The organism is Halorhodospira sp. 9622 (assembly GCF_022228025.1).
In the GTDB taxonomy this organism is placed as follows: domain Bacteria; phylum Pseudomonadota; class Gammaproteobacteria; order Nitrococcales; family Halorhodospiraceae; genus Halorhodospira; species Halorhodospira halophila_A.
This window is the reverse complement of sequence record NZ_JAJNRE010000021.1, coordinates 1-15,674: the sequence shown is the minus strand read 5'-3', so window position 1 is coordinate 15,674 and position 15,674 is coordinate 1. Positions and strand designations below refer to the sequence as shown.

At 69.3% G+C, this 15,674-nt stretch carries 13 protein-coding genes; 6 read left to right on the top strand and 7 right to left on the bottom strand.

All coding sequences use genetic code 11. From position 1 onward, the window contains the following. Nucleotides 1-164 precede the first annotated feature (164 nt). The 3 genes from folE2 to LRG07_RS10950 form a co-directional block, all read right to left on the bottom strand. Nucleotides 165-944, bottom strand: a complete 780-nt coding sequence (gene folE2 / locus LRG07_RS10960; protein WP_238634003.1) for a GTP cyclohydrolase FolE2 — start codon at nucleotides 942-944, stop codon at nucleotides 165-167. A 179-nt stretch (nucleotides 945-1,123) separates the two neighbouring features. Further along, complete coding sequence (locus LRG07_RS10955; protein ID WP_201172067.1) at nucleotides 1,124-2,047, bottom strand: polyprenyl synthetase family protein; 924 nt, start codon at nucleotides 2,045-2,047, stop codon at nucleotides 1,124-1,126. Then, complete coding sequence (locus LRG07_RS10950; protein WP_238642371.1) at nucleotides 2,016-2,279, bottom strand: exodeoxyribonuclease VII small subunit; 264 nt, start codon at nucleotides 2,277-2,279, stop codon at nucleotides 2,016-2,018. Before LRG07_RS10950 ends, LRG07_RS10955 begins: the two co-directional genes overlap by 32 nt. A gap of 195 nt (nucleotides 2,280-2,474) precedes the next feature. Between LRG07_RS10950 and parE the strand changes: the two genes are divergently transcribed. The 3 genes from parE to htpX all read left to right on the top strand — a co-directional run bounded on the left by parE (nucleotide 2,475) and on the right by htpX (nucleotide 7,713). Further along, nucleotides 2,475-4,385 (top strand): DNA topoisomerase IV subunit B, encoded by a 1,911-nt coding sequence (gene parE / locus LRG07_RS10945; protein WP_238642370.1) that lies wholly within the window; start codon nucleotides 2,475-2,477, stop codon nucleotides 4,383-4,385. Between the two features lie 85 nt (nucleotides 4,386-4,470). Next, nucleotides 4,471-6,723 (top strand): DNA topoisomerase IV subunit A, encoded by a 2,253-nt coding sequence (gene parC / locus LRG07_RS10940; protein ID WP_238642369.1) that lies wholly within the window; start codon nucleotides 4,471-4,473, stop codon nucleotides 6,721-6,723. A 99-nt stretch (nucleotides 6,724-6,822) separates the two neighbouring features. Beyond that, entirely contained in the window at nucleotides 6,823-7,713 is an 891-nt protein-coding gene (gene htpX, locus LRG07_RS10935) for a protease HtpX (RefSeq protein WP_201242287.1), read from the top strand. Here htpX and epmB read toward each other — a convergent pair. Then, on the bottom strand, nucleotides 7,694-8,722 hold the full coding sequence (gene epmB, locus LRG07_RS10930) for an EF-P beta-lysylation protein EpmB (RefSeq protein ID WP_238634007.1): 1,029 nt from the start codon (nucleotides 8,720-8,722) through the stop codon (nucleotides 7,694-7,696). The genes htpX and epmB overlap by 20 nt on opposite strands. A gap of 29 nt (nucleotides 8,723-8,751) precedes the next feature. Here epmB and efp point away from each other — a divergent pair, with 29 nt between their 5' ends. Together efp and epmA are read left to right on the top strand one after the other, a co-directional pair. Further along, on the top strand, nucleotides 8,752-9,321 hold the full coding sequence (gene efp, locus LRG07_RS10925; RefSeq protein WP_201172055.1) for an elongation factor P: 570 nt from the start codon (nucleotides 8,752-8,754) through the stop codon (nucleotides 9,319-9,321). A gap of 2 nt (nucleotides 9,322-9,323) precedes the next feature. Then, nucleotides 9,324-10,277, top strand: a complete 954-nt coding sequence (gene epmA / locus LRG07_RS10920) for an EF-P lysine aminoacylase EpmA (protein WP_201172053.1) — start codon at nucleotides 9,324-9,326, stop codon at nucleotides 10,275-10,277. Between the two features lie 50 nt (nucleotides 10,278-10,327). Here epmA and LRG07_RS10915 read toward each other — a convergent pair whose 3' ends face one another. The 3 genes from LRG07_RS10915 to LRG07_RS10905 are packed head-to-tail and all read right to left on the bottom strand — an operon-like array spanning nucleotide 10,328 to nucleotide 14,238. Beyond that, nucleotides 10,328-11,779: an aldehyde dehydrogenase family protein gene (locus tag LRG07_RS10915; protein WP_238642368.1), complete on the bottom strand. Its 1,452-nt coding sequence runs from the start codon at nucleotides 11,777-11,779 to the stop codon at nucleotides 10,328-10,330. A 57-nt stretch (nucleotides 11,780-11,836) separates the two neighbouring features. Then, the gene (locus LRG07_RS10910; protein ID WP_238634010.1) at nucleotides 11,837-13,249 is read right to left on the bottom strand and encodes an amidase; all 1,413 of its coding nucleotides are present in this window, start codon (nucleotides 13,247-13,249) and stop codon (nucleotides 11,837-11,839) included. Continuing rightward, nucleotides 13,246-14,238: a D-2-hydroxyacid dehydrogenase gene (locus LRG07_RS10905; protein WP_201172036.1), complete on the bottom strand. Its 993-nt coding sequence runs from the start codon at nucleotides 14,236-14,238 to the stop codon at nucleotides 13,246-13,248. The genes LRG07_RS10910 and LRG07_RS10905 overlap by 4 nt, the downstream gene beginning before the upstream one ends. A gap of 197 nt (nucleotides 14,239-14,435) precedes the next feature. On the opposite strand from LRG07_RS10905, the gene LRG07_RS10900 reads away from it, so the two are divergent. Next, nucleotides 14,436-15,635 carry an aminotransferase class I/II-fold pyridoxal phosphate-dependent enzyme gene (locus tag LRG07_RS10900; protein ID WP_201172034.1) on the top strand — a complete coding sequence of 400 codons (1,200 nt, stop codon included), beginning with the start codon at nucleotides 14,436-14,438 and terminating at the stop codon, nucleotides 15,633-15,635. Nucleotides 15,636-15,674: the final 39 nt, after the last annotated feature.

Here is a 15,674-nt window from a genome sequence, read left to right as displayed (position 1 = left end):
CCGAACGGTCAGAGACTCTACAAGGACTATGCTACGCACTCAAGGCGGTCGATGCACGGGTCGCGATTGATTGCTATCAAATGGGCGCCCGGGGGGCGGAGGTCGCCCCCCGGGCGGGGCGGGGCAGCTGATCCGGGCCGCGCCGGGGCGGTGTCGCCGCGCGGTCAGCGCCCCCGCTTGTCCTGCTCGATGAGCGCAAACGCGGAGTGGTTGTGGATGGACTCGTAGTTCTCGGAGGTCACGGAGTACGCGGCGATGCGCTCATCGTCGTTGAGGCGGCCGGCGATGTCCCGGACCACGTCCTCGACGAACTTCGGGTTGTCGTAGGCGCGCTCCGTCACGTGTTTTTCGTCCGGGCGCTTGAGGAGCCCGTAAAGCTCACAGGAGCCTTCCTGCTCGACGAGGTCGATGAGCTCCTCAAGCCAGACAAAACCGTCCATGAGGGCCGTCACGATGACCAGCGAGCGCTGGTTGTGGGCGCCACGGTCGGCGATCTCCTTGGAGCAAGGGCAGAGTGTGGTGATCGGCACGGCAACGCGCACCCAGGTTTCGTGCCGGTCGCCGTGGATCTCGCCGACGAAGGTCACCTCGTAGTCCATGAGGCTCTCGACCCCGGTGATCGGCGCCTGCTTGTTCACGAAGTAGGGAAACGCCATCTCGATGTGCCCGGAATGGGCCTCGAGCCGGTCGGTCATCTCGGCGAGCATCTCGTGGAAGGACTCGACGGTCACCTCGCGGTCGTGGCCCTCGAGGATCGAGACGAACCGCGACATGTGCGTGCCCTTGAAGTGTTGCGGCAGGTTCACGTACATGCTGAAGGTGGCCACGGTGTGCTGGTCCCGCCCCGTGCGGTCGCGGACCCGCACCGGATGGCGGATGTCCTTGATGCCGACCTTGTTGATCTCGATCTGCCGGGTGTCGGCTCGTCCCTGGACGTCTTCCATGGTCTTGTTCCTGGTGTCTGAGCCCGTCGTGTGCGGCGGGTGACAAGTGGGGTTCAGCATGATTCTGCGGCCTCGGTCTCGGCTTCCAGCGGTAGGTTTGAATTTGGAACGAGTTTAAATATTTGTAAAGGGGCGATCCCGACGGTCTCGGCAGGGTTTTTGTCCGGGAAGGCGGGCTTTCAGGCCTGGCGCTGGATGCAGTAGGCGGCCAGTCCGCGCAGTACATCGGCGCCGGGGCCCAGCCCGTCGAGGGCATCGATGGCGTCGCCAGCCAGCCGCTCGGCCAGTTCGCGCGACTGGCGCAGCCCGAGGATTGACGGGTAGGTGGGCTTATCCCGGGCTGCGTCGGCGCCCTGCTCCTTGCCCAGGGCCTTGGCGTCGCCTTCGACGTCGAGCACGTCGTCGTGGATCTGGAAGGCGAGACCGACGCACTTGGCGTAGCGGTCGAGGGCGTTGAGGGTGGCGGCGCAGGTCGGGCCACTGGCCAGGGCGCCGAGCTGGACACTGGCGCGGATCAGGGCCCCGGTCTTGTGGATGTGCATGTCCTCGAGCTCGGCGGCGTCGAGCCGGCGCCCGACGGAGGCGAGGTCGATGGCCTGGCCGCCGACCATGCCGCGCGAGCCGGCCGCCCGGGCCAGTGCCTGCACCATCCCGGCGCGGGCGGCCGGGGCCGGGGCGTCCTCCCGCTCGCCGTCGGCGAGCAGCTCGAAGGCCCGGGCCTGCAGGGCGTCGCCGACCAGGATGGCCGTCGGTTCGTCGTAGGCGCGGTGGCAGGTGGGCTGCCCGCGGCGCATGTCGTCATCGTCCATGGCGGGCAGATCGTCGTGGACGAGCGAATAGGCGTGGATCATCTCGACGGCGCAGGCCGGGGCGTCCAGCCCACTGCCGGTGTAGTCCAGGGCCCGGCCGGTGGCGTAGACCAGGGTCGGGCGCATGCGCTTGCCGCCGCCGAGCACGGCGTAGCGCATGGCCTCGTGGAGGCCCGTCGGGTGGGCTTCAGCGGCGGGCAGGGCCGCCTCCAGGGCCCGCTCCGCGCGTTCGCGCAGTGGCGGCAGTGCCGCCTCCAGGGCTTCAAGAATCGTCGGATCGAAACGGGCCGACATCACCGTCCTCGCTGTTCTCGAGTAGGATGGCCACTTTCTGCTCGGCGGCGCCCAGCGCCTTCTGGCAGTGGCGGGTCAGGTGGATGCCCCGCTCGAAGTCGCGCAGCGCCTCCTCGAGGCTCTGCTCGCCACGCTCCATGCGTTCGATCAGTGCCTCGAGCTCGGCCACCGAGCGCTCGAAGTCGGGGAGGTCGCCCTGGGGGGCGGATTCCTGCGAATCGCTCTCACTCATGACGGGGAAAAGTAACGGAGCCGCAAGGGGTGGTCAAATGAGCGTCGAGCCGGCAGGGTGCCCGCTCGCGCCCGTGCCCCGGAGGGGGGACGGGATATCCGGTGCACGGCTCCCTTGTAAGTTGCCGCCGGGAGCCGGAAACTGCTCGCCCTGAGCGCGAACCCTCAATGGCCCGATCCGCGACCACGTGATCCGATGACGACCAAGACCCAGCAGACCTACGACGCCACCGACATCGAAGTCCTCACCGGCCTGGAGCCGGTGCGCCGGCGCCCCGGCATGTACACCGAGACCAACCGCCCCGACCACCTGGCACAGGAGGTCATCGACAACAGCGTCGACGAGGCGGTGGCCGGCCACGCCCGGCGTATCGAGGTGACTCTGCACGCCGATGGTTCGCTGGAGGTCAGCGACGACGGCCGCGGGATGCCGGTGGATACCCACCCCACCGAAGGGGTCCCGGCCGTGGAGGTGATCCTCGGCCGGCTCCACGCTGGCGGCAAGTTCTCCAGTAAGAGCTACCGCTACTCCGGCGGCCTGCACGGGGTTGGCGTCTCGGTGGTCAATGCCCTGTCGACGCGGCTGCAGGTGCACATCCGCCGTGACGGCGCCGAGCACACCATCGCTTTCTCCGCAGGGGAGCGCATCGAGCCGTTGGAGCAGGTGGGCAAGACGCGGGAGACCGGGACCACGCTGCGCTTCTGGCCGGATACCAGCTACTTCGATAGCCCGCGCTTCTCCCGGGCGCGGCTCGAGCACCTGCTGCGTGCCAAGGCGGTGCTCTGCCCGGGGCTGACGGTCGTCCTCGGCGACGCCACCGGCGGCGAGGGGCAGGAGCCGGAGGTGCTGAGCTGGTATTACGAGGACGGTCTGCGCGACTACTTGGCCGGCGCCGTGGCCGAGTACGAGCACCTGCCGGATCCGCCGTTCACCGCCCGGCTCGGCTCCGAGCACGAGGAGATGGAGTGCGCCCTGGTCTGGCTCCCCGAGGGCAGCGGCCCGGCCGAGAGCTACGTCAACCTGATCCCCACCGCCCAGGGCGGCACCCACGTCAACGGCCTGCGTACCGGCCTGACCGAGGCCCTGCGGGAGTTCTGCGAGCTGCGCAACCTGCTGCCGCGCGGCGTGCGGATTGCCCCGGAGGACGTCTGGGAGCACATCAGCTACGTCCTGTCGGTGAAGATGCACGAGCCGCAGTTCGCCGGGCAGACCAAGGAGCGGCTCTCCTCGCGCAACTGCGCCGCCTTCGTCTCCGGAGCCATCAAGGACGCCTTCAGCCTGTGGCTCAACGAGCATACCCAGAGCGCCGAGCAGATCGTCGAGCTGGTGGTGCGCGCCGCGCAGCGCCGTCAGCGCGCTGCCAAGAAGGTGACCCGCAAGCGCGTCGGCAGCGGGCCGGCGCTGCCGGGCAAGCTGGCCGACTGCACCGGGCAGGATCCGGCGCGCAGTGAACTCTTCCTGGTCGAGGGCGATTCCGCCGGCGGTTCCGCCAAGCAGGCGCGCGAGCGGGAGTTCCAGGCGGTCATGCCCCTGCGTGGCAAGATCCTCAACACCTGGGAGGTGGCGCCGGACGAGGTCATGGCCTCGCAGGAGGTCCACGACATCGCCGTGGCGCTGGGGGTCGATCCGGGCAGCGACGACCTCTCCGGGCTGCGCTACCACAAGGTCTGCGTCCTCGCCGACGCCGACCCCGATGGGGCGCATATCGCCACGCTGCTCTGCGCGCTGTTCCAGCGCCACTTCCCGGCCCTGGTCGCCGGCGGACACGTCTACGTGGCCATGCCGCCGCTGTATCGCATCGATGTCGGCAAGCAGACCTTCTACGCCCTGGATCGCGACGAGCGCCAGGGCATCCTCGACCGCATCGAGGCGGAGCGCATCAAGGGCAAGGTGCAGGAGACCCGCTTCAAGGGCCTGGGCGAGATGAATCCGGTCCAGCTGCGCGAGACCACCATGGCCCCGGATACCCGCCGCCTGGTGCAGCTCACCGTCGACGACCCGGAGGAGACCGAGCGCCTGCTGGGCATGCTGCTCGGTCGCGGCGCCGCCGCCCAGCGCCGGGAGTGGCTGGAGAGCAAGGGCAACTTGGCGGAGATTGTCATTTAGGGACCAGTAGCCACTGCCCCTGATCCGTTCAACCTGACCGCTGCCCCCTGAGCCCTGAACCCCTAAACCTGAATCCTGAAAAACTATGTCCGATCCCGCTGCCTCCGATTTCGAGACCCAGCCGCTCCGCGAGTTCACGGAGCGGGCCTACCTCGATTACTCGATGTACGTCATCCTCGATCGTGCCCTGCCCCACGTCTCCGACGGCCTCAAGCCGGTGCAGCGGCGGATCGTCTACGCCATGTCCGAGCTCGGCCTTTCGGCGGCGGCAAAGTACAAGAAGTCGGCGCGCACCGTCGGCGATGTGCTGGGCAAGTACCACCCCCACGGAGACGCGGCCTGCTATGAGGCCATGGTCCACATGGCCCAGCCGTTCACTTACCGCTACCCGCTGATCGACGGGCAGGGCAACTGGGGCTCGCCGGACGACCCGAAATCCTTCGCGGCCATGCGTTACACCGAAGCGCGCCTGACGCCCTACGCCCGGGTGCTGCTCAGCGAGCTGGGGCAGGGCACGGTGGAGTGGATCCCCAATTTCGATGGCGCCCTTCAGGAGCCGGAGCGCCTGCCGGCGCGACTGCCCAACGTGCTGCTCAACGGCGGTTCGGGGATCGCCGTGGGGATGGCCACGGACATCCCCCCGCACAACCTGCGCGAGGTGGTTGCCGCCTGCGTCCATCTGCTCGACTATCCCGAGGCCACCACCGCTGAACTCTGCGAGCACGTTCCGGCGCCGGATTTCCCCACTGCCTCGGACGTGATCACCCCGCGTGAGGAGCTGCGCGGCATCTACGAGCGCGGTCACGGCACCGTGCGCGCCCGGGCCCGCTGGGAGTACGAGCGGGAGCAGGCGCAGATCGTCATCCACGCGCTTCCCTACCAGGTGGCCGGCGCCAAGGTCATGGAGCAGATCGCGGCCCAGATCCAGTCGCGCAAGCTACCGATGGTCGAGGATCTGCGCGATGAGTCGGACCACGATGCGCCGGTGCGCATCGTGGTCCAGCTGCGCTCCCGGCGCCAGGATCCGGAGCGGGTGATGGATCACCTGTTCGCCACCACCGATCTCGAGCGCGGCTACCGGGTTCACCTCAACGTCATCGGCCTCGATGGCCGGCCGCGGGTCTTCTCCCTGCGCGACCTGCTCGCGGAGTGGCTGAGCTTCCGCACCGAGACGGTCCGCCGCCGCCTGGCCTGGCGCCTGGATAAGGTGGAGGACCGGCTGCATATCCTCGAGGGCCTGCTCACCGCCTATCTGAACATCGATGAGGTCATCGCCATCATCCGCGAGGAGGACGAGCCCAAGCCGGTGCTCATGGAGCGCTTCGGGCTCAGTGATGCCCAGGCCGAGGCGATTCTCGAGCTGCGCCTGCGCCACTTGGCGCGGCTCGAGGAGATGAAGATCCGCGGTGAGCAGGGGGATCTGGAGCGCGAGCGCGACGAGCTGCGCGCCACCCTCGGCGATGAGGCCCGGCTGCGCGAGCAGGTCAAGAGCGAGCTGCTCAGCGACACCGAGGCCCACGGCGACGAGCGGCGCTCGCCACTGGTCCACCGCGGCCCGGCGCGGGCCATGGACGAGACCGAGCTGATGCCCAGCGAGCCGGTGACCGTGGTCCTCTCGGAGAAGGGCTGGGTGCGCGCGGCCAAGGGGCATGAGGTTGATCCGAGCGGGCTGTCCTACAAAGCCGGCGACGGTTACCTGGATCACGCCCCGGGGCGCTCCAACCAGCCGGCGGTCTTCCTCGACTCCACCGGCCGGGCCTACGCGGTGCCGGCTCACACGCTCCCGTCGGCGCGCAGCCAAGGTGAACCGCTGACCAAGCGGCTCACGCCGCCGGAGAAGGCGCGCTTCCAGTCGGTGCTCGCCGGCGACCCGGAGTCGCGCTGGCTGCTCGCCTCCGACGCCGGCTACGGCTTCCGTGTCCCCCTGCGGGAGCTCTTCTCGCGCAACCGCGCGGGCAAGGCCGTGCTGACCCTGCCGGAGGGGGCGGCGGTGCTGCCGCCGGTGGCGTTGCCCGCCGAGGCCGATGGGGCCGAGGTGGCGGTGGCCAGCTCCGACGGTCGGCTGCTGGTCTTCCCCCTCGAGGAGCTCCCGGAGATGGCGCGGGGCAAGGGCAACAAGCTCATCGGCATCCCGGCCCAGCGCCTGCGCAGCCGTGAGGAGGTGGTGGTGGCGGTCGCCGTGCTGCCCGCCGGCGCTGCGCTGCGGGTGGAGGCCGGCAAGACCGGCAAGCGGCTCAGTCGCGATGACCTGGAGGCCTTCCGCGCCGCCCGGGGCCGGCGTGGCGTTCAGCTGCCGCGGGGGCTGCGCCAGGTCCGCGGCCTGCGTGTCGACGTCTGAGCGTGGTGAAGGGGTCTTGAAACCTTTGCCGCCGAACCCAATCCAAGCGTCAGGAAGTGGATCCCGCAGTCTGACGAAAGAGGAGCGTTCTCAACGATGCTGACCCGGATCGCGTTATTGCTGGCGACCAACATCGCCGTCGTGTTGGTGCTGTCGATCATCCTGAACCTGCTCGGCGTGGAGCAGTTCCTCCGCGAGCACGGCATCGATGCGGAGCTGGTCACGCTGCTGATCTTTGCCGCGGGTATCGGCTTCGCCGGCTCGTTCATCTCGCTAGCGATGTCCAAGTACATGGCGATGAAGATGATGGGTGCACAGCCCATCGAGAGTCCGCGCGGCGAGCAGGAGCAGTGGCTGGTGGAGACGGTGCGCCGTTTCGCCCAGCGTGAGGGCATCGGCATGCCCGATGTGGCGATCTACGACGCCCCGGAGATCAACGCCTTTGCCACCGGTGCGCGGCGCAACAGCGCCCTGGTGGCGGTCAGCTCGGGGCTGCTGCAGAACATGACCCGAGACGAGGCCGAGGCGGTCATCGCCCACGAGGTGGCCCACGTCTCTAACGGGGATATGGTCACCCTGACCCTGATTCAGGGCGTGGTGAACACCTTCGTGATCTTCCTCTCCCACGTCGCCGGGCGCTTCGTCGACCGGGTGGTGTTCAAGAACGAGGACGGCCACGGCCCCGGCTTTTGGATCACCATGATCTTCGCCCAGATGGTCCTCGGCGTGTTGGCCTCGATGATTACTATGTACTTCTCGCGCAAGCGCGAGTTCCGGGCCGACGCCGGGTCCGCCAAGCTGGCCGGGCGCGACAAGATGATCGCCGCGCTGGAGAAGCTCAAGCGCTCGGTGGAGCCGCAGAACATGCCGGACGAGATGGAGGCCTTCGGCATCAATGGCCGGATGGGCGGCTCTTCGATCAAGCGGCTGTTCATGTCGCACCCGCCGCTGGATGAGCGCATCGAGGCGCTCAAGGCGCGTCCGGTGTAATCACCGTCTTGGCCGCCGCGCCGGGCTCCTCGCGGGCCAGGCGCGGGACCAGGTAGCCGGGCAGTCTCCGGGCGAGTTCCGCCCAGAGCCGCTGCCCGGTTTTTTCGTCGACGTCGAAGTGGGCGGCGCCGGCCACCGGGTCGAGCAGGTGCAGGTAATAGGGCAGGACGTCAGCGGCGAACAGCCGCTCGGAGAGCGCTGCCAGAGTGGCGCTGTCGTCGTTGACCCCTCGCAGGAGGACCGTCTGATTGAGCACTGTCGAGCAGACATTGCCCAGACGGGCCAACGCCGAGCCCACCTCCGCGTCGACCTCCCTGGGGTGGTTGGCGTGAACGACGACCACGGTCTGCAGGCGGGTCTGTCCCAGATGGCGGGCCAGGGCGGCCGTCACCCGGGACGGGATCACCACCGGCAGCCGTGTGTGGATACGCACCCGGCGTACCGCCTCGATTTCACCGAGGCGCCGGAGGCAGGCGCCCAGGGCCTGATCATCGAGCAGCAGCGGATCGCCGCCGCTGAGGATCACCTCTTCCGGCGCTCCCGCCTGCTCCAGCCGGTCGAGGGCGGTGCGCCAGCCGGGTTCGCGGTTGTAGGGGAAGCAGCGCCGGAAGCAGTAGCGGCAGTGGATGGCACAGCCCCCGGTGGCGATGAGCAGGCTGCGGCCCTGGTACTTCTGCAGGACGCCGCTGCCGGGGTGCCCGTCCTGTTCGGCCAGGGGATCCGCGGTGTAGCCGGGGTGCGTCTCGAGTTCCGCATCGATGGGAAGCACCTGACGCAGCAGTGGGTCGTGGGGATCCCCGGGCCGGATGCGTGCCAGATAGGGAACTGGAACCCGCAGCGGGAATGACCGCGCCGCCCGCTCCGCCGGGGCGAGCAGGGCCTCGGGCAGGTCCAGGCGGTGGAGCAGCTCGGCGGGTTGGCGGATCGCGCCGATCAGCTCCTGGCGCCAGCGCTCGTTGGCGCGGCGTTGCCTGCCTGGCTTGGGCTGTCGGGCCGTATCGGTTAGCATCGCTTCAACTTCGCATACCCGAGGGGATTATGGCGACCTATAGCACCAACGAATTCAAGGGCGGACTCAAGATTATGCTCGACGGTGATCCTTACACCATCGTCGAGAACGAGTTCGTCAAGCCCGGTAAGGGGCAGGCCTTCAACCGCGTCAAGCTGCGTAATCTGAAGACCAACCGCGTCGTCGAGAAGACCTTCAAGTCCGGCGAGAGCGTCGAGGCGGCGGACGTCATGGAGACCGAACTCCAGTACCTCTACAACGACGGTGAGTTCTGGTACTTCATGGATCCCAACTCCTTCGACCAGAAGGCCGCCCCGGCCAGCGCCGTGGGCGATGCGGCCCAGTGGATCAAGGAGCAGGATACCTGCACCGTGATCCTTTGGAACGACGCGCCGCTGCAGGTCGAGGCGCCGAGCTTCGTCGACCTCAAGGTCATCGAGACCGATCCGGGTGTGCGTGGCGATACCAGCAGCGGCGGCACCAAGCCGGCCAAGCTGGAGACCGGAGCCACGGTGCGGGTGCCCCTGTTCATCGAGGAGGGTGAGGTGCTGCGCGTCGACACCCGCAAGGCGGAGTACGTCAGCCGCGCCAAGGACTGACGATGGCGGCCGGCGCTCCGCGCGGCGCCGCCGATGGCGCCACCGTGCGCCGGGTGGGGCGGGAGCTGGCACGGATCCGCCGCTTCCTGGCCGAGCGCGAGGTGCTGGAGGTGCAGCCGCCGTGTCTCGGTCCTGCGGCCATGGACCCGGCGCTGGAGAGCATCTCGGTGCCAGGCGCCGCCGCTGACGGCGCCACCGCTTACCTGCAGACCTCGCCGGAATCGGCCATGAAGGCGATGCTTGCCGCCGGCAGTGGCGACATCTACTACCTCGGTCCGGCCTGGCGCGGTGGCGAGTGCGGGCGCTGGCACGCCGCCGAGTTCACCCTGCTCGAGTGGTATCGCATTGGTTTTGATCACCACCACCTGATGGACGAGGTGGCGGCGCTGGCGGCGCTGCTTGTCGGTGATCGCCCGGTGGAGCGCTGGTCCTACCAAGGGGCCTTTCGTCATTATGCCGGTGTCGATCCCCTGGCCGACGCGGATGACGTGCTCCGCGACGCTCTGGCGGACCAGGGCATCGAGTTGCACGGGGGCGTCCCGGCGGGGCGCGATGAGACGCTCGATCTGCTGCTCTCTCACGCCGTGGGGCCGGCCCTGGGCCACGGTAAGTTGACCTTTCTCGATGGGTTCCCGGCCAGCCAGGCCGCCCTGGCCCGCCTGGACGACGCCGACCCGCGCACGGCCCGGCGCTTCGAACTCTTCATCGACGGCTTGGAGATCGCCAACGGGTACCACGAGCTCACCGATGCGGCGGCGCAGCGCGAGCGCTTCCGGGCCGAGCAGGCCGAGCGCCGCGGTGCCGGCCAGCCGGTACACGCGCTCGATGAGCGGTTGCTCACCGCGCTCGAGCAGGGCGTTCCCGATTGCGCCGGTGTGGCGCTGGGGGTGGATCGGCTCCTGGCGCTGGCGCTGGGCGCCTCGTCGCTCCGCGAGGTGCGCGGGGCCGACGGGTAGGCGGGGTGGGGCGCCCCGGCAGCCGCAGGCCCCCGGGGCGCCGCGGAGGGTCAGCCGCCGCGGGGCACGGTCTGCGTATCGATGAACTCGAACAGCCCCTCGAGGCCGCCCTCGCGGCCGTAGCCGGAGAGCTTCATGCCGCCGAAGGGGGCCTCCGGCGTCGGGCCGCTGCCGGTGTTCCAGCCCACGTGGGGGAAGGCCAGGCGCCGGATGAATCGCTCGGCCCGGGCGTCGTCACCGGTGAACAGGTAGGCGGCCAGGCCGAACTCCGTATCGTTGGCCATGGCCAGCGCCTCGGCCTCATCGCCGAAGGCGGCCATGGGCACCAGCGGCCCGAAGGTCTCCTCCTGCCAGCAGGCCATGTCGGCGGTGACGCCGCGGACGACCGTCGGCGGGAAGTAGGCGCCGTGCTCGTGCTCCAGCGGGCCCGGGTCTTCGCCGAGCACCGGCGTGGCGCCCTGCTCGACGGCGTCCAGGTAGTGGCGGCGGACCTTGTCGTAACCGCTGCGGTCGATCAGCGGCCCCAGATCCACCCCGGGGGCCATGCCATCACCGACGGTCAGCCGGGCGGCGCGCTCGGCCACCTTCTCGGAGAAGGTGTCGATCACCGACGCCTCGACCAGGATGCGGTTGGCGCAGACGCAGGTCTGTCCGCCGCCGCGGAACTTGTTGGCCATCAGCTGATCCGCGGCCCAGTCAAGATCGGTGTCGGCAAAGACAATGAACGGTGCGTTGCCGCCGAGTTCCAGAGCCAGGCGCGTGCAGTCGTCGGCGCTGGCGCGGATCAATTGCTGACCGACGCCGGTTGAGCCGGTGAAGCTGAACACCCGGATGCGCCGGTCGGCGAGCAGGGCATCGCCGATGGGGCCCGCGGCCCCGGTGACCAGGTTGACCATGCCCGGCGGCAGGTCCAGCTCGTGGTGGAGCAGGGTGAACAGCGCCACCATGGTCAGCGGCGTCTTCGAGGACGGCTTGACCACCGCCGGCGCCCCGGCGGCGAGGGAGGCGGAGAGCTTCTTGGCGATCATGCCGATGGGGAAGTTCCACGGCGTGACCAAGGCCACCGCGCCCGCTGGACGGTTGTGTACGGTCCAGGTGCAGCCGCGGGGCTGTTCCTCCAGGGTCCGCGGGGCGAGTGCATCGAGGTTGCGGGCCGCGTAGGCGAAGAAGCCGGCAGCGTAGAGCACCTCGCCCTGGCCCTCGGCGTGGGGTTTGCCGTGTTCCAGGGTCAGGATGCGCCCGAGCTCTTCCTGGTGCTCGCGCAGTGCGGCATCGATGGCCTGCAGCCAGCCGCGCCGGGTCTCCAGGTCCGGCGTTTCCGCCAGGGCGGCATCGGCGGCATCGACCGCCCGGTTGGCCTCGTGGGCGCCCAGCGCCGGGAGTTCGCCGAGCAGCTCGCCGTTGGCCGGGTTGGTGATCTGGAATGTGGCGCCGTTGTCGGCGCCCACCCAGTTACCGGCGATGTAAGAGTTGAATTCGGGCAGTAGCGGAGAATCGATCATGTTGACCTTCTTGGCAGCGGAGTCGTGGTTCGGTATTCCGGAGCCGGTGCCCGCCGGTCAGTGGGCCCAGGCTGGTCGCTGGTCAGTCAGCGGCGCGGCCTGCTGGTAGGTGTGGGCCGCACGCAGGACCAGCGCGTCGGCGTGCCGGGTGCCAACGATCTGCAGGCCAATGGGTAGGCCCTGGGCCGTGAAGCCGCACGGTACCGAGCAGGCCGGTTGGCCGGTCATGTTGAACGGGTAGGTGAAGGGGGTCCAGCTGGGCCAGCGGCGGTCGTGCCACCCCTCCGGCACCTCGAGCCCGGCCGTGAACGCCGGGATGGGCAGCGTCGGTGTGAGCAGCAGGTCGTAGCGCTGGTGGAACAGGCTGGTGCGCTCGATGAGCGCGGCCCGCTCGTTCATCGCCGCCAGGTAGTCGAGCATGGAGGCGTCGCGAACGCTGCCCACCGCTTCGATGAGGTTGGGGTCCATCTCGGCGTGGCGCTCCTCGGGGATGCTGCGCAGGGCGTTGGCGGCACCGCCGAAGAAGAGCAGATCGAAGGCCTCGCGCGGGTCGGCGAAGCCCGGATCCACCTCCTCGACCTGCGCGCCCAGCGCCTCGAACAGGCGCGCCGCCTCGGCCACGCTGCGCGCGATCTCGGGATCGACCTGCACGTAGCCGAGGTTGGGGCTGAAGGCCACGCGCAGGCCGCCGACACCGCCGGCCAGTGCGGCCACGTAGTCGCCGCCGGCCGCGGGCAGGGTCGGATCCCGGGGGTCGGGTTCGGCGATGACGTTCATCAGCCGTGCGGCGTCCTCCACGGTCCAGGTCATCGGGCCCGGGTGGGCCAGCTGCCCGAACGGGCTCGCCGGCCACAGGGGCACCCGGCCCTGGGTTGGCTTGTGCCCGACCAGGCCCGAGAAGCCGGCCGGGATGCGGATCGAGCCGCCGGCGTCGGTGCCCAGGGCCAGCGGGCCCATGCCCAGTACCACCGAGGAGGCGCTGCCGCCGCTGGAGCCACCGGCCGTCTTGTCGGGGTCGAAGGGGTTGCGGGTGACGCCGTAGCAGGGGCAGTCGGTGACCCCCTTCCAGCCGAGTTCCGGCGTGGTGGTCTTGCCTAGCGGCACGAAGCCGTGGCGGCGCAGCGCCGAGACCGCCGGGGCGTCCTGCTCCCAGGGGCCGGCCGGGTCGACGGTCTTGGAGCCCTTGAGATTGGGCCAGCCGCGGGTCAGGAAGACGTCCTTGATGGCCACCGGCACGCCATCGAGCTCGCCCATCGGCGAGGTGTTGTGGTAGCGCTGCTCGGCGCGCCGGGCAGCGGCCAGCGTCGTCTCTTCGTCCACCAGGCAGAAGGCGTTGACCGTCTCGTTGTGGGCCCGGATCCGCGCCAGGGCCGCCTCCGTGGCCTCGACGGGGGAGAGGGTGCCGCCGCGGTAGCGACGGAGCAGTTCGCTGGCGGTGAGTTCGGCGATGGCGTTGGGGTTGCTGCTCATGCTGGATTCTCCGGTGGCACGTAACCGCGTTGCTTGTCGACGACGTTGCACAGCGGTGAGCCGGTGGACCACCGCTCGAAGTTGTCGATGAACTGATGGATCAGCGCCTTGCGCCAGCCGACGAAATCGCCGGCCATATGGTGCGAGATAAAGACGTTGGGCATGTCCCACAGCGGGTGGGCCGCCGGCAGGGGCTCTTCCTCGAAGACGTCCAGGGCGGCGCCGGCGATTTCCCCGTCGTGCAGGGACGCGACCAGATCCTCGGTGACCACGATCGGCCCGCGGCCGATGTTGATCAGGCGCGCGCCGGGATCCATGGCCCGGAAGGCACGGCGGTCGAACAGCCCCCGGGTGGCGTCGGTCAGCGGGGCGGCGATGATCACGTAGTCCGCCCGCGGCAGCTGCTCGTGCAGGTCCGCTGTGCCGTAGACCGTGCCGAAGTCGGCGTCGTCGCTGCGCGGACGGCTGGCCACGCCGTCGACGGACAGCCCGGCGCCGTCCAGTAGCCGGGCGATCTGCCGGCCGATGGATCCGGCCCCGACGACCAGCGCCCGCTTGCCCTGGATGCGCTCGGTCTCACGGTGGCGCCATTCGCGGCGCTCCTGCAGGGCCAGGGTGGTACGCATGTCCTTGGCGAAGAGCAGGATCATCCCCAGCACCGTCTCCGCGATGGCCCGATCGAAGATGCCGCGGGCGTTGGTCAGGGGGATCGAGGAGCGGGCCATCTCGGGGAAGAGCAGGGCGTCGACGCCGGCGCTGGTGGCGTGGACCCATTCGAGCTGACGGGCGTGGGGCCAGGCATCGCGGACGAAGCGGGTGCGGAAATCCGTCACCAGCAGGACCCGGGCATCGGCGATGGCTTCGGTGAGCCCTTCGCGGGTGGTGGCGTGGCGGACCTCGGCGCGGTCCTCAAGCTGCTCGAGCCCCGGCGGCGGTCCCTCGTCCGGGGCGGTGAGCAGGGCGATGACAGGTCGTGCTCCGTCGGCCATGACCCCTCGACCTCCTGGCGGTGATTTCTGTCCAAGGTATCGGGTGGACGGGGGAGGGACAAGGAGCGCGACTGCCCGGCTTTCGGCCGCGGGGGTCTTGTAAGCGGACTGGAAAGGATGACACTTTGCAGTCAGGGGCGAGTGGCGAAGCAGCCGCCACCCGCGAGTCCAGTGCGAAGAAACGCAGGGAGCGTGCCGTGGCCTATCCCGACGATATCGATCCCGACGACGAGCGCGAGCCGGTATGGAGCCCTTCGATCCGGGCCCTGCCCATCCCCGGCATCCGCAAGATGGTGAACATGGCCGCCGAGATGGACGACGTGATCCACCTGTCCATCGGCCAGCCCGATTTCCCCATGCCGGAGCACGTGGTCGAGGCGCATATCCAGGCCCTGCGCGATGGCAAGACCGGCTACACCATGGATGCCGGCCTGCCGCAGATGCTCGAGGCCGTGGCGGAGTACTACAGCGAGCGCTACGATCGCCCGCTGGCCCCGGAGAACGTGCTCATCACCACCGGCGCCACCGAGGCGATGTACCTGGCGATCGCCGCCACGGCGGCGCCGGGGCGGCAGTTCCTCGTCCCGGATCCGACCTTCCCCCTCTACGCCCCCCTGATCCGCATGAACGGCGCGGAGGTCAAGCCGATCCCCACCCGGGCGGAGCACGGTCATCAGATCGATCCGCAGGAGGTGATCGACAACATCGGCATGCGCACCTTCGGCATCATCCTCAACTCGCCGAGCAACCCCACCGGCACGGTCTACCCGCGGGAGACCGTCGAGGCCATCGTCCAGGAGGCCGCCTACCGCGGGGTCTACGTCTTCAGTGACGAGGTCTACGATCACCTGGTGCTCGACGAGATGGAGTATCCGAGTGTGCTGCGCTGCACCTCGGACCTAGACCACGTCATGGCGGTCTCCAGCCTGTCGAAGACCTTCAGCATGGCCGGTCTGCGCATCGGTTGGCTGATCTCCAGCCAGGGGGCGATCAAGAAGCTCCAGCGCTTCCACATCTTCACCACCACGGTCGCCAACACGCCGGCCCAGTGGGCCGGGGTTGCCGCCCTCAAGGGGGGGATGGCGTGCGTCGACGAGATGCTCGACGCTTACCGTCAGCGTCGTGACCGCATTGTGGAGCTGGTCAGCAACACCCCGCATATGACCAGCTATCGGCCGCAGGGGGCGTTCTACATCTTCCCGTCGCTGCCGCCGAACACCGACGCCACCAATCTGGCCACGCGAATGCTCAAAGAGACCGGCGTGTGCGTGGTCCCCGGCGATGCCTTCGGTGACAGCTGCCCGAATTCGCTGCGCATCAGCTACGCGGCCTCCATGGACGATATCGAGCGCGCCTTCGATCGCATCATCCCTTGGATGGAGAAGCAGGGCTTCTGATCGCGGCCGGATGTCCGCGCCCCCCCCGGGGGGGCCCCC